Consider the following 23,657-nt stretch of genomic DNA (forward strand, 5'->3'; position numbering starts at 1 on the left):
GGGCTCGAGGCCGCGGTCGCGGTTGACCGCGGTGGCGAGTTCCTCTAAGATCCCGCGCGCACCTCTCCATCCATCGAATCCTCACCCGAGGAGCAGGCCGCCCGTCACGAACCTCCTGGCAAGGATGTCAGTAACCATGCGCAAGGCCATCGGATTCGGACTCATCGCGACCGGACTGGCGACTCTCTCGGTCCTGCCCGCCCGGGCGCAGGCCCCGGCCATCCCGCCGCCTTCGCCGGCCGCGAATGCCAAGCCGGCCGCCACGCAGGCGGCACCGTCGGGCCCGATGATCGGATATGAGATCCGCTGGGTGTCGACCACGAGCCCGGATTGGCGCGGGAAGTTCGATGATCGGCTCAAGGTCCTGGCCAGGAAGTCGGGATCCACGGTCTGGGCGGTGGATCGGGCGGGCCTGAAGGCTGTGCTGGACGGCTTCCAGCAAGACACTCAGTGCAACATCCTCCAGTCGCCCAAGGTCACGACGCCCGTCGATCAGACGGCCCGCGTCGAGAACATGGAGTCGATCAACTACGTCGCCCACGTGAACCAGGTCCCGGCCAATCCCCAGGACCCCGCCTCCAAGCCGGCGTTCGACCCCGAGGTCGACAAGGTTCAGGACGGCATCCGGCTCCAACTCTCCTCCGGGAAGCTGACGCCCGACGAGGGGATCCGCGTCCATATCGCGCTGGAAGAGGCGAGGCTGGTCCGGATGCATACGACGAGGGTTGCCCGCCCGGCCGAGGCCAAGTCGGGGGAATCCGCCAGTGCGAGCGAGTCGCGGATCACCAAGCTCTTCCGAAATGAGGGGGCCCAGTCGGTGACCGCGACCATCCAGGTCCCCGAGGTCGCCTGGAACCTGATCGACGGGGACTGGACGATCCCCGAACGAGGGGCCCTGGTCATGAGTGCCGGGCCTCGCACGGTCACGGGCAAGAGGGGCAAGGAAGGCTACGCCGAGCGGGTCGTCTTCATCAGCTACGAACTCGTCGGGGCGTCGGAGAACTCCCAGGCCTCCACAACCGCCCCTCGCCTGCCCTAAGGCATCTGCCCGCCTCGTTTTTCCAGACCGATCGAAGTTGGAGCTGAGTCGCCCCGGGCGGCTCGGCTCGACTTTTTTTATCGGGATGGGATGGATCCGTTGCTTGACCGGGTCTGCCTGCGCTCCGATACTGATTCGCAAAAAATGCGGAGTGGGCTGATCCGAGGGCGAGACATGGTCGTGGTGTGCGTGATCCTGGTGGCCGGCTTCGCGCTTATGGGGGTCGCCGCGTACCGCTGGGGCCGTACGCTGGCCGAGATCGAGAGGGGCGTGAACGCCCTGCTCGACGGGAAGCCCACGCGGCCGATCTTGTCTCGTTCCATCGGCCCTGCGGGCCGCCTGGCACGGCGGTTCGATGCCGTGGCGCCGCAGCTCGAGGCCAGGATCGCCCTGCTCGAGCAGGACCGGCAGCAGCTCCGCGCCGTCCTCAGTGGGATGGCCGAGGGGGTCATCGCCATCGACGCCAGGCGACGCCTGGTCTTCGCCAACGCGACGGCGAACCGCCTCTTCTCGCTCGATGCCGTCTCCGTCGGCCGCCTGATCCCCGAACTGATCCGGAGCCCGCAGGTGCAGGAAGCCGTCGAGGCGACCCTCGGAGGCCCCGGCCCGTATCAGGGGGAGATCTCCTTGGCGACCCGAGAGACCCTCTTGCGCGTCCATTCTCGCGTGCTGGCCGTCTACGGGGCCCCCTTCCCCGGCCCGCCGCCGGGGGCCGTCCTCGTCTTCCATGACGTGACCGAGCTCCGTCGGCTCGAGCGGATGCGGCAGGACTTCGTCGCCAACGTCTCCCACGAGCTCAAGACGCCCCTCGCCTCGATCAAGGCGTACACGGAGACCCTGCTCGACTGGGCCCTGAACGACGAGAACGTCAACGTCCGGTTCCTCAATCGCATCGAGGAGCAGGCCGAGCGCCTCAACCAGCTCATCCTCGACCTCCTGAGCCTGGCCCGCATCGAGTCGGGGCAGGAAGTCTACGAGCACGTCCCCCTGGCCCTCGCGCCGATGATCACGTCCTGCGTCGGGTCGCACCGGGATCGTGCGGACGCCAAGGGGCTCTCCCTCGACCTCGACCTCGGGCCTGTGGACGACCAGATTCAGGTCATGGCCGACGAGGAGGCCATCCGCCAGATCTTTGACAACCTCATCGACAACGCGATCAAGTACACGCCCGAAGGGGGCTCCGTCCGGGTCCACGGCCAGCTCGGCCCCGATGGGGTCGTCGTCGAGGTCGCGGACACGGGCATCGGCATCCCCCGCGACGACCTCCCTCGCGTCTTCGAACGCTTCTACAGGGTCGACAAGGCGAGGAGCCGGGAACTCGGAGGCACCGGGCTCGGCCTCTCGATCGTCAAGCACCTCGTCCAGTCGATCGGCGGGCAGATCACCGTCTCCAGTCGCGTCGGGGCCGGAACTCAGTTCACTCTAACCCTTCCCCTATTCGTGCAACATAATGTCCGTAACTGATTACCGGCGACAGTATCGCTGGTGGATTCACTGATTCTTCACAAATTCTTCATGATTGTTCGGTAGAATTGGCCGGATAACACGCGATATCAATTGCGACTGAGCTGATAACGGGGTGAGGGAGGTTGGCCTCCCGGCTCGATGAAGATCTCGTCATTGCACGGGCCCCGAGCGCTGGACATCGTTAGAGGATACAAAGGGCATGCGTATCTCCGGGCGAAAGGGACTTTCGGCGACGCTGATCGCTCTGGCAATGGCCGGTTGCGGCGAAACGGGGGATGATCGGCCTGGGGCTCCGGCCGCGTCTTCGGCGGCCAAGACCGTCGAGGTCGATGGCTCCAGCACCGTCTTCCAGATCAGCCAGGCGGCGCGCGAGGCCTACGAGAAGGTCAAGCCCGATGTCAATGTCGTGGTCGACAGCCACGGCACCGGCGGCGGCTTCGCCAGCTACCTCAAGGGCGAGGTCGACATCGTCGACGCCTCTCGGCCCGCCAAGGCCGACGAGGAGTCGAAGGCCAAGGAACAGGGGCTCGAGTGGACCCGGTTCCTGGTCGGTTACGACGGAATCACCGTGGTCGTCAACCCGAAGAATACGTTCGCCAAGGGCTTCACCGTCGAGCAGTTGAAGAAGATCTGGGAACCCGGCAGCAAGGTGAAGACCTGGAAGGACGTCGACCCCTCCTGGCCCGACAAGGCGATCGTGCTCTACTGCCCGGACACCAAGTCGGGGACGTTCGAGTACTTCACCGAGGCCATCGTCGGCAAGGCCAAGTCCCAGCGCGAGGACGTCCAGGCCAGCTCCGACGACAACACCCTGGTCAACGGGGTCGCCGGCGACGACAACGGCCTCGGCTATTTCGGCTTCGCCTACTTCATCGAGAACAAGGATAAGCTCCGCGCCGTGCCGATCCAGAAGGGGGCCGACGCCCCTGCGGTGACGCCGACCCACGAGACGATCCTGGACAAGACTTATGCCCCGCTCTCGCGTCCCCTCTACATCTTCGCGAAGAATTCCGCACTCCGTCGGCCCGAAGTCCACGGGTTCGTGAAGTTCTATCTCGAGAACATCGAGGACCTGGCCAAGAAGGGCGGCTACGTCCCCCCGACCGCCCAGGATCGCGAGGCCAACGCGAAGGCCCTTCCCGCAGGTGGTGAGCCGGAGGCCCCGGCTGCCAAGGCGGCCCTGTGATCGAGCCCATCTCGGCCGCGAACGGACAGAATGGCGAGCAAGGTCCCGACCCCTGGTCGGGACCGTCGCACCTGCGGGCGATTCAAGAGTCCGCCGTGACACTCTTCCTGTTGCTCTGCGCCTCGATCACCGTGCTGACGACGGCGGGCATCATCCTCGTGCTCGGCTTCGAGTCCCTGGCCTTCTTCCGGATGTCGGGGATCAGCCTCTTCGACTTCCTCGCCGGCAGTGAGCTCCGGCCTGATGCGGAGCCCCCCACGTTCGGGATCCTCCCCTTGATCTGGGGGACCTTCGTGGTCGCGGGGGGGGCGGCCCTGATCGCCCTTCCGATCGGCCTTTTGAGCGCGATCTACCTCAGCGAATATGCCCACCGCGGCGTCCGCGCGGTGCTCAAGCCGGCGCTCGAACTCCTCGCGGGCATCCCTTCGATCGTCTACGGCTACCTGGCGTTCATGCTCGTCACCCCGATCCTCAAGTGGATCTTCGGGCATTGGGACATCAGCGTCGAGCCGCTCAACGCCCTCAGCGCCTGCATCGTCGTGGGTGTGATGATCATCCCCATGGTCTCGTCGCTCAGCGAGGACGTCTTCTCGGCGGTGCCGCGAGGCCTTCGCGAGGCCGGGTATGGCCTGGGCGCGACCAAGTTCGAGGTCTCGACGAGGATCGTGCTCCCCGCGGGGCTCTCCGGCGTTGTCGCCTCGTTCATCCTCGCCCTGAGCCGGGCCATCGGCGAGACGATGGCGGTCGTCCTCGCGGCGGGGATGCGGCCCCAGATCACGCTCAACCCCTTGACCTCGATCGAGACGATGACCACGTACATCGTGGCGGTGACCAACGGCGACGCGTCGTATGGGACCCCCAACTATCTCTCTCTCTTCGCGGTCGGGATCACGCTCTTTGGCATGACCTTGACACTCAACGTTTTATCGGGCTTGGTCTTGCGTCGTTATCGCGAGGTCTACCAATGAGCCAGGCGGTTCGAGGGACCTACGCGCCGCATCGCCGCTCCCGGCTGATCCTGGGCCCGCTCTTCGGCGTCGCCTGCTTCATGGCCACGCTCACCGGGGTCGTGGTGCTCTCGGTCCTCCTGGGATCGGTGCTCGCCGCCGCGCTTCAGAAGCCGGGCGGTGCCCCCTGGTACCACGTCGGCACCAATGCGAGCGAGTTGTTCCAGTTCCTGAAGTCGTTGCTGTCCAAGTCCCAGTCGATCGATCCGACCCGCGCCGGTTTCAAGGCGGGGATCGTGGGGAGTCTCTGGCTCCTGGCCATGGTCACGATCTTCGCGATCCCGACGGGGGTCGGCGCGGCCGTCTTCCTGGAAGAGTTCGTTCGTCCGGGACGCCTCCGGCGGATCATCCAGACGAATATCGCCAACCTCGCGGGCGTGCCGTCGATCGTTTACGGTATCCTCGGGCTCACCCTGTTCGTCCGGGGCTTCGGCTTCAAGTCGTTCGCCCTCGGGCGTTCGCTCTGGGCGGGGAGCCTGACCCTGAGCTTGCTGGTCCTCCCCGTGATCGTGATCGCCACGCAGGAGGCCCTCCGGACCGTGCCGCAATCGCTCCGGCAGGCGGCCCTGGCGCTGGGGGCGACGCGCTGGCAGATGATCCGCGACCACGTGATCCCTTCGGCGATGCCCGGCATCCTGACGGGGACGATCCTGAGCCTCTCGCGGGCGATCGGCGAGACGGCACCTTTGCTGATGGTAGGCGCGGCGGGCTCGATCGGCTTCCTGCCCAAGGGGCCGGCCGACCGATACACGGTCTTGCCCGTCGAGATCTATAACTATGCCAAGCATTCCAAGGTCGCGTTCCACACGGTCGCGGCGGGGGGCATCCTGATCCTGCTGGCCCTCCTGCTGTCCATGAACGCCACGGCGATTATCATCCGGAATCGATACGGCAGCTCTGCCCGAGGCTGATGCAATGAGCCTTCCCGATAGCCATGTCGCCTCGGTCGTCCCCGAGGGTTCCCCCGCCAACCCGGCGGTCGACCCCATCGTCATGGCTGCGCGGCAGCTCAACGTCTGGTACGGGAGCTCGCTCGCGCTCAAGAATGTCGACATCCAGATCCCCCGGCATCAGATCACGGCGCTGATCGGGCCGTCGGGCTGCGGTAAGAGCACCCTGCTCCGCTGCTTCAACCGCATGAACGACCTGGTCACGGGCGCGAGGATGGAGGGGGAAGTCCTCGTCGACGGCGTGAACATCAACGAGCCGGGGACCGACCCCGTCGCGTTGCGGCGCCGGATCGGCATGGTCTTCCAGAAGCCGAACCCGTTCCCCAAGAGCGTCTATCAGAACGTCGCCTGGGGGGCCCGCATCAATGGCTATCGCGGCGACATGGACGAGCTCGTCGAGCGCTCGCTCCGCCGCGCCGCGCTCTGGGATGAGGTCAAGAACAAGCTGCACCGCTCCGGCTTCGAGCTGTCGGGCGGCCAGCAACAAAGGCTCTGCATCGCCAGGACCCTGGCGGTCGAGCCGGAAGTCATCCTCATGGACGAACCTTGCTCGGCCCTCGACCCGATCTCGACGGCCAGGGTCGAGGACCTCATGGACGACCTCAAGAGTGAGTACACGATCGTCATCGTGACTCACAATATGCAGCAGGCCCGCCGGGTCAGCGACATGACGGCCTGCCTCATGCTGGATGAAGCGGCCAAGGACGGGCATCGAACGGGGGTCATCGCCGAGTTCACCTCGACGGACATCCTGTTTACTAACCCCAAAGACAGCCGGACCGAGGCCTATATCACGGGCCGGATCGGCTGACGTTTTTCGCGGTAACATCGATTCTTCACACGAACATCATCTTCCGTACTTGGGAGATCCGATGATGAGTATCGCCACAGCCCGTCCTAATGCCGAGATCACGCGAACCGCGCCACCCATGTCTAAACCCAAGATCCTGATCGTCGAGGATGAGCGCGCCCTCGTCGAAGTCCTGGCCGTCAACCTCGAGCGAGAAGGCTTCGACGTCCTCATGGCCCACGACGGCCAGGACGGCTTGCGCCAGGCGCAACTGAAGCTGCCCGACCTGATCGTCCTGGACCTGATGCTCCCGGTGAAGCCGGGCCTCGAGGTCTGCCGCGAGCTCCGCAACGGGGCGCGGACCCGGGAAATCCCGATCATCATGGTCACCGCCAAGGCCGAGGAGACCGACGAGCTCGTCGGCTTCGCCGTCGGCGCCGATGACTACGTCACCAAGCCCTACAGCGTGAAGATCCTGATCGAGCGGATCAAGAAGGAGCTTCGCCGCAAGCAGGCCCAGGAAGAGCCGGCGACCGGCGCCGTGATCGAGAGCCAGGGGGTCGTCATCGACCGCCACAGCCACCGGGCCCTCTATCGGGGCGAGGAGCTGCCGCTCACCCCGACCGAGTTCCGTCTCCTCGAGGTCCTGCTCCGCCAGGCCGGCCGCGCCTTCACCCGCTACGAGCTGATGGATGCCGCGATCGGCGAGGATGCCGTGGTCCTCGAGCGGACGATCGACGTCCACATCAAGAGCCTCCGCAAGAAGCTCGGGGATGCCGCCGATCTGATCGAGACGGTCCGGGGCGTTGGCTACCGGTTCCACGAGTCCCGCCTCGTCGAGTCTTGACCTGAGCCGATCCCGATATTAAAACCTCGACCCGATTTGAAACCCGCCACGACGCAGAGTTGGGGCGGGTTTTTTCGTCGACGCAGTGAGGAATTGGGCCGACCGATCTGGTGCGATCGGCGTCATTTGCGGCGGTCGGCGCTGGACAAGAGGACGATTTTTGGCAGGATGCTACTAATATTCTCCAGTAGGGTCTTCGCATTCGCTACGGAAGATCTGCTTTCGTCTCCGTTCGCATGCCAGGTGAGGGAACGATGTCCCATTCCGCCGTCCTTGTTATCGGATCCGGGTCGGCCGGATTGACCGCCGCGCTTTACTCCGCGCGTGCCAATCTGGCCCCCATCGTGTTGGAAGGTCATGAGCCCGGTGGACAATTGACCTGGACGACGGCGGTGGAGAACTTCCCCGGATTCCCCGAAGGAGTCCTCGGGCCCGACCTCATGGATAACATGCGGAAGCAGGCCCAGCGCTTCGGGGCCGACTGCCGCTACCAGACCGTGACCGAGGTCGACCTCTCTCAGCGCCCGTTCAAGGTGAAGGCCTCGGCCGATGCCCACGACCCCGACGCCGAAACCTTCGAGTACACGGCCGACGCCATCATCGTGGCGACGGGCGCCTCGGCCAGGACGCTCGGGCTCGATAAAGAGAAGCACTACATGGGTTACGGGCTCGGCACTTGCGCCACCTGCGACGGTGCGCTCTACCGAGGCCGCAAGGTCGCCATGGTCGGCGGCGGCGACTCGGCCGTAGAGGAAGCCACCTTCCTGACCCGCTACGCGTCGCAGGTCACCCTGATCCACCGCCGAGACTCCTTGCGGGCCTCGAAAATCATGCAGAAGCGGATCTTCGACAACAAGAAGATCGACTACATCTGGAACGCCAGCGTCGCCGAGTACCTCGGCGTCGACGAACCGCACCGCGCCCTGACGGGACTCCGCCTGAAAATGGCCGACGGCTCGACCCGCGACGTCAACTACGACGGCGTCTTCCTGGCGATCGGCCACTCGCCGAACACGTCGGTCTTCAAGGGCAAGCTGGCCCTGACGCCGGAAGGCTACGTCCTGACTCGCACCGCCTTGGCCTGGGACGGCATCGAAGCCCCCGCCGGCCTGCGAGACTCGATGGCGAACTACGGTTCCGCCACGAGCGTGGAAGGGGTCTTCGCGGCGGGCGACGTTGTTGACACCCACTATCGTCAGGCGATCACGGCCGCCGGCTCGGGTTGCGCCGCGGCGATCGACTGCGAGAAGTGGCTCGAGGCTCAGCACGCCCACGCCTGAGCGGGGTTGTCAGCCATCATCCCGGAGGCGGGTCGCGAGGCTCAAACCTCGATGATCTCCGGCGGGGAGGGCGCCTGGCGCGGACGCCGGCACCGATTCCTCCGCTGTTGCGTTGCAGGACGCGGATTTCCCACTCTTTCGGGCCGCGGCCGTCCCGGGTTGCTTGAGGGTGAGACCTCGCTTCAAGGTCCGATCGTTTCCCGAGGGGATTCACCCCTCGGTGGGAACGCGCCATGGTGGGGTGAGGGCCCCCGAGGATAGAATCGAGGGGAAAGACGCATCGTTTTGCCGATTGTGCCTCGCCTATCGATTGCCCCTGAATTTTTGGAGGGATTCGGCTACACTGGATTTTTCGGCGGCATTCGGGTGCCGAGGTGGATTGCCGCATCGAATCCTCTAAGGACGGTTTCTTTCTAGGGAATCAAGATCGTATGGAGAGTCGACCGCCGCAAGAATCCCCCCGCCGTCCTTCGGGCACGCGTAAGACCAACGGTTCCGGCGGGTCGCCTACGCCCCCATGGCTCTGGCTCCTGCTGATCGTCGGCTTCGCGCTGATCTTCTGGAATTTCTCGTTCAAGGGCGAGACCATGGTGGCGTACAGCCCCTGGTTCCTCGACCAAGTCGACAACCACAATATCAAGAGCCTCTCGATCCAGGAGAGCGAAGGCCGAGGCGAACTCCGCGAGCGCAAGCTCTACCCGACGCAGTCGTCCGGCGGAAGCTCCGCGGCGGCCTCGCCGATGGTCACGAAGTTCGTCACGTACTTCCCCTCCAAGGAATCGATCGACGCTGTTGTCAAGAAGCTGCGAGAAGAGAAGCTGGACGAAAAGGAGATCAAGAAAGGCATGGAGCCGGTCCGGATCGAGATCCAGCCGCCGAACACGGCGAATGGCCTCGTCTGGATTACCCTGCTCTTGCCGACCTTCGTGATCCTCGGCCTGATCTACTTCATGATGCGCCGGGCCCGAGACCAGTTCGACGGCGGCATCCTGGGCAGCTTCGTCAAGAGCCCCGCCAAGCGGCATGATAAGTCGAAGCAGCGCACGACCTTCGATGAAGTCGCCGGCCTCGAGAACGCCAAGAGCGAGCTCCAGGAGATCGTCGAGTTCCTCAAGAATCCCGAGAAGTTCCAGCGCCTCGGCGGCCGGATCCCGAAGGGGGTCCTGCTGATCGGGCCGCCGGGCTCGGGCAAGACGCTGCTCGCCAGGGCCGTGGCCGGCGAGGCGGGCGTCCCCTTCTTCTCGATCTCGGGCTCCGAGTTCATCCAGATGTTCGTCGGCGTCGGTGCCAGCCGCGTCCGCGACATGTTCAAGACGGCCAAGGAAAACAGCCCCTGCATCCTGTTCATCGATGAAATCGACGCCGTCGGCCGGGTCCGAGGCGCCGGTCTCGGCGGCGGGCATGACGAGCGGGAGCAGACCCTCAACCAGATCCTCACGGAGATGGACGGCTTCTCGCCGAACGAGAGCGTCATCGTCCTAGCCGCGACGAACCGCCCCGACGTGCTCGACCCCGCCCTCCTCCGTCCGGGCCGCTTCGACCGTCACGTCACGGTCGATCGCCCGACCAAGAAGGGTCGACTCGAGATACTCAAGGTCCACACGCGGAATATCCCGCTGGACCCGGACGTCGACCTCGAAGGGATCGCCCGCGGGACCGTCGGGATGAGCGGTGCCGACCTGGCAAACCTCGTCAACGAGGCCGCCCTGCTCGCGACCCGCGAGGACAAGAACCAGGTCGACATGGCCGACTTCGACGCGGCCCGCGACAAGATCATCATGGGGGCCAAGCGCGAGGAGTTCATCACCGAGAAGGACAAGCGTGCGACCGCCTACCACGAGGTCGGCCACGCCCTGGTCGGCTGGCTCAGCCCGCACACCGACCCCGTCCACAAGGTGACGATCATCCCCCGAGGCCGGGCGCTGGGCATCACCCAGTTCCTGCCCGACGAGGATCGGCTCAGCTACAGCGAGAGCCAGATCACCGGCAAGCTCGCCGTCCTCCTGGGAGGACGAGCCGCCGAACGCCTGATCTACGACGACCTGACCACCGGCGCGGCCGAGGACCTGAAGCAGGCCACGCGGCTCTCGCGGATGATGGTCACGCAGTGGGGCATGAGCGAGCGAGTCGGCCCGGTCTTCTTCCGGGCCTCCGAGGAGCACCCGTTCCTCGGCCGCGAGATGAGCGAGACCCGCGACCACTCCGAGCACACCGCCCAGGTGATCGACGAGGAAGTCGCCCGGATCCTTCGCGAGGCCGACAAGCGGGCCATCCAGTTGCTCGAAGAGCACCGCGAGGACCTCGAACGCCTCACCGAGGCCCTCATCGAGCGCGAAGTCCTGACCGTCTCCGAGATCGAGGAACTCATCGGCAAGCGAGCGGCCAAGAGCTACAAGGTCGACGGCGACGAGGTCGCCGCCAGCCTCGACAACCCCGTCTGACGGACGCAGGTTGGCCTCGCCCTTGATTTCCCCGGAAAACTCACGACCCCCGCCCGACCCGATCGGCGGGGGTCGTTTCATTTCAAGAACCCTGTGATTCGTCCCTCATGCGAGTTGGTGATCACCTCAAACTATCTGATTCCGGGCGATGTCGCCCGGCTTGGCGGAGCGTCCAACCTGGGGTGATGGACAGATAGGAGGGCGAGAGCGGGCGGGCGAGGCGTAAGTTGGCATGTTCGGAGTTGTCGCGGCCGGGTAATTTGGGTGATTATATCCTTCCCAAACGTAGTGATTGTTGCCGACGAGGGTCCGGAGCGTTCTCCTGGGAGAACCCACTCCTCAAGACTGAGACACCGAGCTGTCTCCAGCTTCAGGAACACGCGGACGAACTGCCGCCACGAACCTCGCCCGCGTTACCCACGTTCCCGCATGCCCCAAGATGGGGGAGTTTGAGACGATGTCCATGAGCGCGAGTCCGGTCGTGTGCGCTGGGGTGGTGGTCGCCGACCACCTTTGTACGCCGATCTCCCACCTGCCCGTCGCCGGAGAGCTGGTCAAGGCCGATGAACTGGTCCTGCACATCGGCGGCTGCGCTTCGAACGCCGCCGTCGTGCTCTCCAAGTTAGGAATCAAGGCGTCCGTCTGCGGCAAGGTCGGCGACGACGTCTTCGGCCAGTTCGTCGCCGAGACGCTGAGGAGCCACGGGCTCGACACCGGGACGCTGTTCATCGACAAGGAACGCGCCACGAGCCAGACCCTGATCATCAACGTCAAGGGCCAGGACCGTCGCTTCGTCCACTCCTTCGGCGCCAACGCCGGCCTCGTCGCCGAGGACCTCGACGCCGTCCTCGAGACCCCCCCGCGGATCCTCTACCTCGGCGGCTACCTGATCCTCCCCGGCCTCGACCCGGAAGGCCTCGCCCGACGCTTCGCCGCCGCCCGCAAGGCGGGGGTGACGACCGTCCTCGACGTGGCCGTCCCGGGCCCCGGCGACCACCTCGACAAGCTCCGCCCCGTCCTGGCCGAGACCGACGTCTTCCTCCCCAACACGGATGAGGCGGCCGTGATCCTCGGCGAGAGCGACGCCGTCCTCCAGGCCAAGGCCTTCCGAGAGCTCGGCGCCCGGCACGTCGTCATCACCCGCGGCGATAAAGGCGCCATCGCCCTCTCCGAGACGCTCCAGGTCGAGCTCGGCACCTACCCGATCACCTTCATCGACGGCTCGGGCGGCGGCGACGCCTTCGACGCCGGCTACATCGCCGGGCTCCTCGAAGGCCGCTCCGAGATCGAATGCCTCAAGCTCGCCAGCGCCATCGGCGCCAGCTGCGTCCGGGCGATCGGCACGACCGCCGGCATCTTCAACCGCGACGAGGCCACGGCATTCATGGCCCAGCACGATCTCGCGATCAAGGCGATCTGACGCCTTTCCCGCACGCCTCGGGTCGTCACCGGCGGCAATCTCGCACGCCGGTGAGGGCCCTCCCTGCCCCGCCTCCTCGCCTCAGATATCGAGGATCATCTCGGCGACCCAGTCGGCTCCATCCCGATCGATCTTCAGGGCGTGGCGCGTGACGGCCTTCACCTCGTGGTCGAGCACGTGCCGATCCCGGTCGATCGTCTCGCCGTCGATGATGGCCTCGAGCTTCCGGCCCTCGTCGAGGACCTTGACGTCGAACTCCGAGTAGAGCCGGTGCTGGGTCTCGCTCCGGAAGATCAGCTCGTTGAGCCAGAGCGCGAGGAGGTCGCCGGAATCTTCTCCTTCGAGCGCGAAGGATTCCCGCTCGCTCGCCTTCACGTCGCCTCGGTTGACGACGATGTAGTCGAACATGCCCTCGGCCGCCGTGCGGAAGAGGTCGTCCAGGTCCAAGGCGCGGATCCGGAGGCCGACGTCGGCGGTGTGGTCGAAGGTCTCGATGCTTCCCATGGGCCTTTCGCTCCCCGAGGCGTGTCGCGTTCTCTTGCTTTGAGACGTCCCCCGATGCGAGGGTTCGCAGGTCTTCGCCTTTACCTGCCTCGCCATCGAGCCTAGAACAAGGAGTCCTTGCCACGAGGGATTCGTGGGGGCGTACTCGAAGCTTGATGGAGGATCGCGCGATGTTGGAAATCGGTCAGCCCGCCCCGGACTTCACGCTGGACGACCAGCATGGTAACCCGGTCAGCCTGTCGGAGCTCCGGGGGAAGCCGGTCGTCCTCTATTTCTACCCCAAGGATGACACCCCGGGCTGCACCAAGGAAGCCTGCGCCTTCCGCGACGCCCGCGCCGACTACGAGGCGGCCGGGGCCCACGTCGTCGGCGTCAGCCCCGACACCGTCGCCTCGCACAAGAAGTTTGTCGACAAGTACGAGCTGCCGTTCACGCTCGTCGCCGACACCGACCACCAGCTCTGCGAGCAGTATGGCGTCTGGAAGGAGAAGAACATGTACGGCAAGAAGTCGATGGGGGTCGAGCGGACGACCTTCATCATCGACGCGGCGGGGAACGTGGCGAAGGTCTTCCCCAGGGTCAAGGTCGACGGCCACTCCGAGGCCGTCCTGGAAACGATCCGCTCTCTGACCTGACCGTGACGGCCTCTGCATCCTTCCCTAGAAAGGCGCAAGCTGAGGGCGGCCGAGGGGAGGTCCGCCGGTCGGCAGGATTCTCCTCGGTCACCCCTGATGGTTCACATCGAAGTCGGCAGTCCGATCAACCGACCAGGCGGGTCTCTTCGAGCTGAGTCGCCTCGGTCTCGTCGCGTCCCAGGTCCAGCTCGTCGCGACGGCTGGCCAGGTGGCGTTCGAGCTTGCGGAGGGCCTTATACTTCTCGTCGCTGACCCTGGCGACGGGCAGGTTCATCACCGAGCTGATCTCGGGGACGGTCCAGCCTCGGGTCCAGAGCTCGACGATGCGGTCCTGCCGTGCGGTCAGGACCGCCTGGCGGGCGTTCTCGAGGATCTCGCCGAGCTCTTGCCGCTCGCGCTGGCGCTGGTCGAGATCGGGACCGGGGGTCAGATGGTCGTCGAGGGCCTGATAACGCTTGGAGCGCTGGACGCGCTTGCGGACCATGTCGATGGCCCGAACGAGCTCGCGACGCTCGAGGGTGTCCTCGGCGAGCACGAGGTTCAGATCGAGCTGCCCGGCGCGGGCCTTGCCCAGCAGTCGGCAGCACACCTCCTGCGTGCAATCGTCCCAGAGGCCCGGGTCGAGCCGGGCGTTCTTCCAGCAGACCGTGCAGTAGCGCTGGATATCGCGGACGAGGTCGGATTCGGACGCGTGCGCCGTGAGCGCGGCCAGGCCGATGACCAGGGCCATCGCTGTCGGGCCGGCCCGCAGGGCTCGCTGCCCTTTCGGGGAAACCAGTGTGTCTTGCGGCATAATCAACGACTCCCGCAACTCAACCGTACCAGCCCGAAGCTCGTCGCTAAGTCCGACTGCAACACCGACACTCAACGATTGGACAACTCCGCCCCCGAAACTCGCTCGGAGGCGTGAAACAACCCGGTGATGCGGGCTTCGGAGCGATGAAGAGAGATCACCGAAGCCTCTTCCTTGAGGATCCGATCCAAATGCAGGGCAAGGCGCCCTTTACGTCGCACTTCGCGGAGTGGAGACGCGCGGTCGCTGGGGTCGTACGATATACCAACCCCGCTCCCGGGCGAGTCGATGGAGCTTGCGGTGAGGATGGACCACAACGGCTCTGCCCGCTCGCTGCAAAAGGGCGCGGTCGCTCCAATTATCCGCATAGGCCACCGAATCGTCCATCGAGATTTCGTGCGCTTCGGCCCACTTCTCGGCCCAGTAGAGCTTCCCCTCGCCGTAACATGGTGGGCCGGAACCGATTCCGATGAGTCGCTCGCGTTCGATGATCACCGGCGTCGTGATCGTGTCGCTGCATCCGAGGAACAAGGCCAGCGGCCGGATCACGATCCCCGGGGACGAGGAGACGAGCACGACCTGCGTCCCTGCCCCGCGCAACGCGTTGAAATGCTCGACGACCCCTTCATAGAGCCGGGGCCGCACGAACTCGACGAAGTTGTCGTAGGCGATCCGCTCCAACTCCACGACCGGGATCCGGCTGATGCTCCTGAGTCCGAAGGCGATCAGTCGGCCGTAATCGAGCCGCCCAAATCGGTGCTGCAAACCGTGATACATCGCGCGGAGGACGAACGACCGCTTGATCAGGCCCTTCCGCCTGAGGATCCGGGCGAAGAGGAACGTGGTCGTCTGCGCCAGCAAGGTCCCATCCACGTCGACGAAGGCGACCGACGGGGCCTTTTCGAAGGTCGGCCAGCTCATGTCGCGTCTCCCGAAGTGACCCAGCGGCCGATCTGCGAGGCCAGCTCACGCGACACGGTGGGATCGGCCGACTCGGCGATGACTCTGACGATCGGCTCGGTGTTGCTGGCCCGGACGTGGACCCAGCGATCCGACCAGTCGAGGCGGAGGCCGTCGCGGCGATCGGCCTTGGCCTCCGGATGAGCGGCCTCGAGCTTGTCCCAGAGCGCGGCGACCGACGCGGGCCCGCCGCCCGCCTTGAGCGGGTACTGATCCTTGATCATCGCGTACTTGGGCAGGCGTTCGACGATCTGCGAGAGCGGGTCGTCCGAGGTGGCGAGCAGGTCGAGCACCAGGGCCATCCCGACGAAGCTGTCGCGGACGAACCCGACGCGAGGGTCGATGACCCCGCCGTTCCCCTCGCCGCCCAGCATCGCTTTCTCGGCGAGCATGCGTTCCACGACGTGAATCTCGCCGACCGGCGTGCGATAGACGGGGCAGCCGGCCTGGACCGCCAGGTCTTCCGTCACCCGCGATGTGGAGAGGTTCAGGATCACGGGCCCCTTGGCCTGCCGGAGCCTTCGCGTGGCGGCGAGGGCCAGCGTCAGCTCCTCGCCGATATACCGACCCGTTTCATCGACGAGCGCCAGGCGGTCGGCGTCGGGATCCTGGGCGAAGCCCACGACGGCCCCGGTCGCCGGCACGATGGCTGAGAAGGCTTGCAGGTTCGCCTCGGTCGGCTCGGGAGGATGGTCGTAGCGGCCGTCGGGCGTCCCGCCGAGGACGACCGCGTTCACGCCGAGGGCTCGCAGCAGGGCAGTCCCGAGACGACCCCCCGCCCCGTGGCAGGCGTCGAGTACGACCGTATACTTGCGCTTGCGGATCGCGGCCACGTCCACGAGCTTGAGCACCTGGTTCAGGTGGGCATTGTCCGGGTCTTCGAGGGACCGGACCCGCCCCAGCGAATCCCAGTTGGCCCAACCGAACTCCTTGCGTTCGAGCCGCTCGAGGATCTCACGCCCCTTGGCGGCGGAGAGGACCATACCTTCGGGCTGAAAGAACTTCAAACCGTTGTATTGCGGGGGGTTATGTGAGGCCGAGATCTGGATCCCGCCCGCCGCCCCCTGGTCTCGCACGAGCCGGCCGAGCGTTGGAGTGGCGGTCGCCCCGACTTGCAGGGCGTCTCGACCCGTTGCCGTGACCCCCGCCAGCACTGCCGGCATGAACACCGGCGCGGTGACCCGGCCGTCGTGTCCGACGATGATCGGACCGGGGGCACAGCCCGCGGCATACGCCGCCGCAAACTCCACCACGATCGCCGGGTCGAGCCCGTTGCCGACGATCCCTCGAAGCCCCGACACGCTCGCAATTCGCGTCCCGCTCACGACACTCCCCAGTCCCGGCTTCGGGAACATGGAACCTGATTCGATGGTGCGTCTTCCGACCGACCGACGGATGGATTCGCAAGGATCGAGATCATCGCCCACGGCAGCCAGCCCATGCGATACGATGCGCACAGGCCTTCACCGTTGGCAATCCTCCCGTCCTTTCCCTGAGCAATGGCCCGGCTCTCGCGCCATCGCCACGCGAAATCCGCCCTTACCGCCTACCTGACCTCATGATGCCGACTCTATCGTGACCCGGCGCCTGGATGACACCCGCCCGACCGGAGCCGGGACCTGGATTTCCTCATGCCATCCACCATCAACTTAGAGAACCCACCGCCCAAACGGCAAGGATGAACCGGCGGCTTACGCGTTTCCCTGGAGATTTCCTTAAACTCTGGAAAATAGGGGAAATGCGTCCTTGTGTGATTTGTGTGACTTGGACGCGATAAACCTCTTTCAGAGGTAGGCATTCAATCTCTGCGAGATTCGGTATCGAAGGGAGAAATCTCCAGACCCCTCCGACGAGGACCTTTCAACGCGCGTCCTCCCCGCATATCATATTTTGGGAAGAGATGACACCGGCATCGGAGTTCTTTCGACCCGGCCTCATCCATTGTCAGGCTCCAAAGTAACGACCATGACCTGACCCCAAGCTGCTCAGCCAGAAACCGCACCAGAACCCGGCGTCGAACGTGCGCGCCGGCTCTCTGGAGGTGGTTTCCTTCGTTTCCCGGAAAGGAAAACGAGCATGAGCGGCAAGAATCATGACCGTCGCGAACGCGTGGCCGACCTCGAGGCCGGCTCGGGCTGGATCTCTCGGGCCGAGGCCCGAGAGATCCTCGGCGTCAGCGAGTTGGAGCTGCGCGAGCTGTCCCAGGGCTTCGACCTGAGCCGCAGGACGGTCTCGCTCTATCTGAGGTCGGAGATCCGGGCCCTCGCCGAGGCCGCCAGGAGGCTCCGCTGACGGCTTTCTCGCGGCCCGCCCGCGGTGGGCGGGCCATCTATCTCAGCCCGATCTGCCCTTTCCCGCTCGTTCCGTCCGGCCACGAAATCGGAACACTTGACCCGGCAAGGCTTACCGTTTAGTATAGCCCGGAATTGTATCTCAGGTGTATCTGTGAGGCCGGTCGGAGTGTTCCCTCCGATTGATATCTCGATCAACGGGCGGGAATCCATCACGTTACCGGACCCACGACGAATCCTCCATAGTCCAACCCACTCGACGCTTTGTATGATGTCGGGGAATTGGACACCCAAGGAGGGGAGAATCCTCGTCGTATTCCGAGACAAGCGGTGATCCCGGATACGGATTGAGTGGCTTCTCCTCATTTGAAGACTGTTCGAGACGACGACACGGCCGTCCGGTCGTTCGCGAGGTTGCGTGTCCCCTGGACGCCTCGCACCGACGGCGCGACGCGGCTCGAACCAAGAGGTAACGGAAATGGCAGTACCGAAGAGGCGGAAATCGAAGTCGGCTAAGGGAATGCGTCGCGCCCACGATTTCCTCACGCCCATCAACTTGACCATCTGCCCGGTGTGCAAGCAGTCGGTCCCGACCCACAGGGTCCACAAGGAATGCCTCATGGAGCACCTGAAGAGCGGGACCCCGGGACGGATGCCCCACTGATCCTGTCTCACCCATCAGCAATCAATCTCCGGCGCCAGCCGCGATCTCGACGATCCCTGGCGCCTTGATTTTTCCCCCCTTCCGATCGATGTCTCTCGAAAGCGTCTCGCCGACACGGCCGCAAGGTCGCCCCTCTCGCTCTCTCACGAGCGGATCTCCTTCCATCGTCAAATGTGTCTGGCTTGCACCTGTTGTCGCCACGGGGTAGGCTTTGCCGTTCGCTTTTGCAATCGACCGATCCTATGCGCTTCAACGGCCCCGAGTTGGGGAATGTCGAAGTCGTCGTCGGGTTGATCGCGGAGACGCCTGATCGCCTGGGATCTGTCGGAGCCCGGACCCTGGCCGTTCGCAGCTCCAAGGACGTCGGCATGGAGTCGGATCGGCGACAATATCACACCCTCGACGGCATGCGCGGGCTCGGCGCGATCGCCGTCATGATGCGGCACGCGGATACGATCTGCGAGCCGATCGTCATGCCGAGTTCGTACCTCGCCGTGGACGTCTTCTTCGTCCTGAGCGGGTTCGTCATCGCGTATGCCTATGACCCCAGGTTCGAACGGGGGATGTCAACCCGCTCGTTCATCGTCGGGCGGTTCATCCGACTCTATCCGCTCTATTTCCTGGGCACGCTGCTCGCGATCTTCAGCATGGCCGTGGCCCACGTCATCGGCGCGGGGGTGCTCAATGGCCAGGGGGTGATGCTGGCCTGCCTCGCAGGGCTGCTGATCCTACCCTCGCCGACGATCTCGCAGGCGGATCACGCGTTCATCGTGAATCGGCCCGGCTGGTCACTCTTCTTCGAACTCGTAATCAACCTCGCCTTCGGGCTCGTCTGGCGATGGCTCACCCGGCCTGTGCTGGCCGGGTTGGTCGTGTTATCGGGCATACTGCTCGGCGTCTCGGTCTTCAAGGCCGGGAGTTGCGACGTGGGTCCGGACTGGTCGAACATCCTCTTCGGCTTCCCGAGAGTGGCGTTCTCCTTCTTCGCGGGCGTCCTCATCGAGAGGACGCTCAAGAAGCCGCATCAGACGTCCTGGGTCGGCTGGCTGATCCCGGCGCTCATGATTCCGATCTTCGCCGTCGACGTTTCGAAGGATCTGCGGCCGTTCTACGACCTGGCGTGCGTCCTGGTCATCTTCCCCGCCCTGATCGTCTGGGGGGCGAGCTACGACCCGCCGCCGCTCGGGGCGAAGGCCTTCCGGTTCCTGGGCCTGATCTCGTATCCGCTCTACGCCGTCCACTTCCCCATGACCGAACTGGCCCGTCGCGCTTTGCGGATCCTCCACATGGATCCGACCCGCTACGCCCCCTGGCTCGGCCTGACGCTCACCGCCGCACTCGCCCTGGCGAGCTGGCCACTGGCCCGGCTCTATGACGAGCCGGTCCGTCGCGCCATCGCCTCCCGGATGAGGAGAAAGGGCCATGTCCCCTCGCCCGGCGTGCTGACTCCGGACTGATATCAAAGTCCCGGTACCGTTCCCAACGCCAATGAAAAAGGACTCGGAGCAGGCCAGGTCTTTGGCCTGCTCCGAGTCTTTGGTTTGGGCCTCAACATCACGGGCGAATCAAGGCTCAGAACGAGTCGGAGCTGATGACCTCGCCGCCGGCGACGCTCCCGAGCGACCGCCAGGTCACGCCGTTGACGCTGCTCTTGATGAAGTGGACGGAGCCGTCGCCGAAGAGCGAGTTGACGCCGCCGGGGTGATAGCTCCGGGAGATGATCGCGGCGTAGGTGGGGCCGCCCGACTTCTCCCCCTTGCTGATCAGGTCGACCTCGATCGCGGGCGTGCCCCCCATGATGACCTTGTTGGGGGGCCAGGCCGTGGTGAAGCCGGTCTCGGTCGAGGCGCCGTCAACCCATTCGGCGTGCCCGGTTGTCTTCAAGGTGCAGCTGCCCGAGTTGTATTCGGGGACGGCGGTGTACGGGTCGGCCGTGGGGGCGGGGATCGAGCCGGGCTCGGTCACCGAGGCCAGGGTGCAGTTCGTGAGGAAGCCCTGGTAGGTCTTCACCTCCGAGGCCATCACCGTGTTGCTCAGGCCGTCGGTGAACGCGGCCAGCCTGCGGCTCATGTTCGGGCCGAAGGCGCCTCGGCCCTGGGCCGAGCCGACCCCGCCGAAGACGTACCAGTCGCCCACATTCATGTTGTAGTTGGACACGCCAAAGCGACTCGTGGTCGAGACCTTGGGCTCGGGCTTGATCTCGCTCGGGCAGATCAGCGTTGAGATCGTGAGGGCCGGGACCGTGGTGTTCTCGGGCTTGGAGTAGGACAACGTGAAGTTGATCGAGTTGAAGGCGTTGTTCTGCTCGAAGTAGGGGAGCAGGCGAGCCTGGGCACTCCAGCCGTTCGACCAGAACGTCGAGCCGCTCTGCGCGACCACCACGGTGATGGGGAGGACCCCCTGGCTCGACTCGTAATTCGCCAGCGCCAGGCCCATCTGCTTCAGGTTATTCGTGCACTGGATCCGCCTCGCCGCCTCGCGCGCGGCCTGCACGGCGGGCAGGAGCAACGCGATCAGGACGGCGATGATCGCGATCACCACCAGTAATTCGATCAGGGTAAATCCGCGCGCAATCTTGCGTGGCATGGGGGGCTCGCGCTCCGAGGCGGGAGAAACTAGGGGGAGATTCCAGGTCGATCGAGGATCACCTGGAATTGAGACTCAGTCTCGGCGATGTGAGCAGTATTGCGACCGGATCGATACCATGTCAAGTGGCCGACTCGGAATAGGCGCAAGCCTCGGCGCAGGGCGATTCGGCCCTGCAGCGTAGGTTTTCGGCTTCGCATTACCCCTTCCGGTGGAGAGCGATTATCGGCAGAAGGGATGGGAATGGATCTCGATCTCAAGGGCCGAGGTCTTCGATGGATGCAGGGTGATCGGTCGGATTGTCGGAGTGGGGATTGGGGAAGTCGCCCACGACTTCTTGCCAGAGGGCCCGGGCCGATCGCTTCTCGTGTCGGGCCTGCTTCTCAAGCCGTTCGCGCTCGTGGAGGATCAGGCGGGTCAAATAGGTCCGCGCGTCGTTGACGTGGCTGACGAAGCCGGAGATGAGCTCCTCTCCTTCGAGGTCCCCCTCGGCGAACTTCTCAAGGGCCTCGCTCTTGAGCTCGCTGAGCGCGGTCTGGAGGTGGAGGAGCTCCTTGAGGTCGAGCCTCGCGCCGATCTCGAGCTCGAGGGCCCTGCGCTCGATCGAGGTGACCTTGAGCATATACGCCTCGAAGCCGAGCTCCTGCTTGCGGCGGTAGCGCTGCTTCCACCACTGCCAGAGGAAGAAGAGGCCGCCGAGGAGGGCGCCGACCAGGCTCGTCCCCTTCTCCATGAAGTCGACGATGTCCCCGGCGATGAGCGGCTTGTTGTGCTCGAGGTACTGCAAGCTCCCCTGGTGCCACTCGAACTCGGGGGGCTGGTCCATGAGCTTGATGTCGAGCGGCGGCCGCGCGAGCTGGGCGAAGGCCGGCGAGAAGACCGTCTCGATGATCCGCTCGACCGCGTTCGGATCCGCGTCCTCGCGGGCGACGAGCAGGAGCCTCGTGCCGAGGGTCGGCGTGGCGTTCGGGGGCACCGCGGGCATGATGCTGTACGTGAACGCGGGGATCTCGGTCATGGTGACGTGGGCCTTCTCCACGTCGTGATTCTCGGCGGCCGAGTCGAAGCCCGGGATCGCGTCGTGGAGCACGTCGAGCGTGAATGCCTCGCCGAACGAGAGGGGGACGAGCCGGTAATGGTGCCGGGCGATCAGGCTCCGGGCTACCGGCGACGGCAGGGCCGAGACCATGAAGATGGCGTCTGGCAGCTTGCCCTCATCCCGGATCGCCTCGAGCTCGCGATATGTGAGGGTGGAGATGAGGTAATCTCCATCTCCGCCATCGACCCGAGGGCTCAGGCCGGCGAACTTCAGGACCTCGCTGGAGAGGCTATACGTGCCGCTGCCGGGGTCGCTGAGGTTCACCGTCTTGCCCCGGAGGGCCTCGAGGCTCCTGGTGACGGCCTCGTACAGCTCCTCCTTCACGAGGAGGTGGAGCGGCTCGACGTGGAGCGTGGCGACCTGCCGGACGTGGCGGCGCCGGGTCGTGGCCAGGCCCCCCTGCACCAGCCCGAGGTCGATGAGCCCGGCCTCGACCCGGTCGAGGGTCTCCGACGACCCCGACGTGCCGACCACCTTGAGCCTGAGCCCTCGCCGGAGGGCGTCGGAGGCGAGCCGCTCGGCGATCTGATGCCGGAGCCCCTGGACGCTCCCCGCGCTGATCGAGAGGCGAGCGGCCCTGGGCCGGCTCTCGTTGAAGTAGACGCCGACCGCGATCGCCAGCGCCGTGACCCCGAGCGTGGCCGCCAGCCATTCGCGGCCGATTTTCCGGAGTCGTTTCTTCACAACCATCGGCAAACGCCCTCGAGGCCGTCCGGGCGTCGGGAAATGCCGGACGTCGGCAACCCCGCGCATCCGCTCAATCCCACTCACACCATCTCGCCCAGTCTATTCGAGGCGGAACCTGTGAGCGAGTCTGCGAGGTGATTCGTCGCCGAGCGACCGAAATTTACGATTCGAAGGCCCCGGACCGCCCGCAAGCGAGCCGACATAAGTCTTTTCGTAGCTATGGACAAACGTGGATTTTCGGGGCCGTCGTGGCGGCTCGGTTCGGTGCCCCTCTTGACCACTTGACCAACCGGTCTACTATGTTCGCATGAGCGCAGAACGAGTCGCCCGAGCTTCTGTGACGACGCGGACCGACCTCCTGGCGGCCGGCGTCTCCCTCATCCTGGAGAAGGGCTACAACCAATGCGGGATTGACGAGATCCTCAAGTCGGTGGGAGTTCATAAAGGTTCGTTTTACCACTTCTTCAAGAGCAAGGAAGATTTCGGGCTCCAGGTCGTCGATTACTATGCCGAGTACCGGCTGACGAATTTGGCCGATCATCTGAATGACGAGGATTACCCCCCCCTCGAACGGCTCCGCCGCTTCTTCGAAGAGGCCTGCCGCCGGCATCAATCGCTCGGGTATCGCAAGGGCTGCCTCTTCGGCAACCTCGGTCAGGAGCTGGCCGACCAGAGCGAGGCCTTCCGCATGCGGCTCGAAGAGGTGCTGGTCGAATACCGCAGGAAGATCGCGTGCTGCCTGCGCGAGGCACAGAAGGCGGGCGGCCTGCGGGCCGACTTCGACGCCGATCGCCTGGCCGGCTTCTGCCTGAATAGCTGGGAAGGCGCCGTGCTTCGCATGAAAGTTGCCAAGAATTTTGAACCGTTGGAAGACTTCCTGTTCCTGATGTTCGAGACCGTCTTGAAAACCTCTCCCACCGACGCTGCCTCCCTGCCAGAGCCTTGCCCTCGGCGTTGAGCCGAACCGAATCGTGTCGACAAGTCTCCATGTAAGGCGTGACGTACGCGGGC

The 23,657-nt window shown here is 65.1% G+C and carries 21 protein-coding genes; 15 read left to right on the plus strand and 6 right to left on the minus strand.

The window, feature by feature from the left end; all coding sequences use genetic code 11:
* Positions 1–136: 136 nt before the first annotated feature.
* The 10 genes from ACOYYX_RS25565 to ACOYYX_RS25610 all read left to right on the plus strand — a co-directional run bounded on the left by ACOYYX_RS25565 (position 137) and on the right by ACOYYX_RS25610 (position 12,427).
* Positions 137–1,039, plus strand: coding sequence for a hypothetical protein (locus ACOYYX_RS25565; protein ID WP_422924946.1), 903 nt, complete (start codon positions 137–139; stop codon positions 1,037–1,039).
* Between the two features lie 174 nt (positions 1,040–1,213).
* Entirely contained in the window at positions 1,214–2,503 is a 1,290-nt protein-coding gene (locus ACOYYX_RS25570; protein WP_422924948.1) for a sensor histidine kinase, read from the plus strand.
* A 202-nt stretch (positions 2,504–2,705) separates the two neighbouring features.
* On the plus strand, positions 2,706–3,692 hold the full coding sequence (locus ACOYYX_RS25575; RefSeq protein ID WP_422924949.1) for a PstS family phosphate ABC transporter substrate-binding protein: 987 nt from the start codon (positions 2,706–2,708) through the stop codon (positions 3,690–3,692).
* Entirely contained in the window at positions 3,689–4,660 is a 972-nt protein-coding gene (pstC, locus tag ACOYYX_RS25580; protein ID WP_422924951.1) for a phosphate ABC transporter permease subunit PstC, read from the plus strand. The genes ACOYYX_RS25575 and pstC overlap by 4 nt, the downstream gene beginning before the upstream one ends.
* Positions 4,657–5,610, plus strand: coding sequence for a phosphate ABC transporter permease PstA (pstA, locus tag ACOYYX_RS25585; protein WP_422924953.1), 954 nt, complete (start codon positions 4,657–4,659; stop codon positions 5,608–5,610). The genes pstC and pstA overlap by 4 nt, the downstream gene beginning before the upstream one ends.
* Before the next feature lie 4 nt (positions 5,611–5,614).
* Complete coding sequence (gene pstB, locus ACOYYX_RS25590; protein ID WP_422924955.1) at positions 5,615–6,460, plus strand: phosphate ABC transporter ATP-binding protein PstB; 846 nt, start codon at positions 5,615–5,617, stop codon at positions 6,458–6,460.
* A gap of 118 nt (positions 6,461–6,578) precedes the next feature.
* Positions 6,579–7,286, plus strand: coding sequence for a winged helix-turn-helix domain-containing protein (locus tag ACOYYX_RS25595; RefSeq protein ID WP_422924957.1), 708 nt, complete (start codon positions 6,579–6,581; stop codon positions 7,284–7,286).
* A 254-nt stretch (positions 7,287–7,540) separates the two neighbouring features.
* On the plus strand, positions 7,541–8,566 hold the full coding sequence (gene trxB / locus ACOYYX_RS25600; protein ID WP_422924959.1) for a thioredoxin-disulfide reductase: 1,026 nt from the start codon (positions 7,541–7,543) through the stop codon (positions 8,564–8,566).
* Between the two features lie 431 nt (positions 8,567–8,997).
* The gene (ftsH, locus tag ACOYYX_RS25605; protein ID WP_422924961.1) at positions 8,998–11,007 is read left to right on the plus strand and encodes an ATP-dependent zinc metalloprotease FtsH; all 2,010 of its coding nucleotides are present in this window, start codon (positions 8,998–9,000) and stop codon (positions 11,005–11,007) included.
* Positions 11,008–11,464: 457 nt separating this feature from the next.
* On the plus strand, positions 11,465–12,427 hold the full coding sequence (locus tag ACOYYX_RS25610) for a carbohydrate kinase family protein (protein ID WP_422924963.1): 963 nt from the start codon (positions 11,465–11,467) through the stop codon (positions 12,425–12,427).
* An 81-nt stretch (positions 12,428–12,508) separates the two neighbouring features.
* On the opposite strand, the gene ACOYYX_RS25615 is transcribed toward ACOYYX_RS25610, so the two are convergent.
* Complete coding sequence (locus ACOYYX_RS25615) at positions 12,509–12,931, minus strand: archease (protein ID WP_422924965.1); 423 nt, start codon at positions 12,929–12,931, stop codon at positions 12,509–12,511.
* A gap of 170 nt (positions 12,932–13,101) precedes the next feature.
* On the opposite strand from ACOYYX_RS25615, the gene bcp reads away from it, so the two are divergent.
* Complete coding sequence (bcp, locus tag ACOYYX_RS25620) at positions 13,102–13,566, plus strand: thioredoxin-dependent thiol peroxidase (protein ID WP_422924967.1); 465 nt, start codon at positions 13,102–13,104, stop codon at positions 13,564–13,566.
* A 124-nt stretch (positions 13,567–13,690) separates the two neighbouring features.
* Here bcp and ACOYYX_RS25625 read toward each other — a convergent pair whose 3' ends face one another.
* From ACOYYX_RS25625 to glmM, 3 genes are all read right to left on the minus strand, one after another.
* Positions 13,691–14,359, minus strand: coding sequence for a sigma-70 family RNA polymerase sigma factor (locus tag ACOYYX_RS25625; RefSeq protein WP_422924969.1), 669 nt, complete (start codon positions 14,357–14,359; stop codon positions 13,691–13,693).
* Between the two features lie 210 nt (positions 14,360–14,569).
* Entirely contained in the window at positions 14,570–15,280 is a 711-nt protein-coding gene (locus ACOYYX_RS25630) for an HAD family hydrolase (protein WP_422924970.1), read from the minus strand.
* Complete coding sequence (gene glmM, locus ACOYYX_RS25635) at positions 15,277–16,644, minus strand: phosphoglucosamine mutase (RefSeq protein ID WP_422924972.1); 1,368 nt, start codon at positions 16,642–16,644, stop codon at positions 15,277–15,279. The genes ACOYYX_RS25630 and glmM overlap by 4 nt, the downstream gene beginning before the upstream one ends.
* A 751-nt stretch (positions 16,645–17,395) precedes the next feature.
* Between glmM and ACOYYX_RS25640 the strand changes: the two genes are divergently transcribed.
* The 3 genes from ACOYYX_RS25640 (at position 17,396) to ACOYYX_RS25650 (ending at position 19,731) form a co-directional block, all read left to right on the plus strand.
* Positions 17,396–17,611, plus strand: a complete 216-nt coding sequence (locus ACOYYX_RS25640) for a hypothetical protein (protein ID WP_422924973.1) — start codon at positions 17,396–17,398, stop codon at positions 17,609–17,611.
* 477 nt (positions 17,612–18,088) lie between these two features.
* Entirely contained in the window at positions 18,089–18,274 is a 186-nt protein-coding gene (gene rpmF, locus ACOYYX_RS25645; RefSeq protein ID WP_422924975.1) for a 50S ribosomal protein L32, read from the plus strand.
* Positions 18,275–18,516: 242 nt separating this feature from the next.
* Positions 18,517–19,731, plus strand: coding sequence for an acyltransferase family protein (locus ACOYYX_RS25650; protein WP_422924977.1), 1,215 nt, complete (start codon positions 18,517–18,519; stop codon positions 19,729–19,731).
* A 115-nt stretch (positions 19,732–19,846) separates the two neighbouring features.
* Here ACOYYX_RS25650 and ACOYYX_RS25655 read toward each other — a convergent pair whose 3' ends face one another.
* Positions 19,847–20,860, minus strand: coding sequence for a DUF1559 domain-containing protein (locus tag ACOYYX_RS25655; RefSeq protein ID WP_422924979.1), 1,014 nt, complete (start codon positions 20,858–20,860; stop codon positions 19,847–19,849).
* 256 nt (positions 20,861–21,116) lie between these two features.
* Entirely contained in the window at positions 21,117–22,649 is a 1,533-nt protein-coding gene (locus ACOYYX_RS25660) for a TAXI family TRAP transporter solute-binding subunit (RefSeq protein WP_422924981.1), read from the minus strand.
* Between the two features lie 304 nt (positions 22,650–22,953).
* Between ACOYYX_RS25660 and ACOYYX_RS25665 the strand changes: the two genes are divergently transcribed.
* Positions 22,954–23,604 (plus strand): TetR family transcriptional regulator C-terminal domain-containing protein, encoded by a 651-nt coding sequence (locus tag ACOYYX_RS25665; RefSeq protein ID WP_422924983.1) that lies wholly within the window; start codon positions 22,954–22,956, stop codon positions 23,602–23,604.
* The last annotated feature ends 53 nt before the right edge of the window (positions 23,605–23,657 follow it).

Origin of the sequence: Singulisphaera chitinilytica (assembly GCF_049331405.1) — a bacterium.
In the GTDB taxonomy this organism is placed as follows: Bacteria; Planctomycetota; Planctomycetia; order Isosphaerales; family Isosphaeraceae; genus PoT.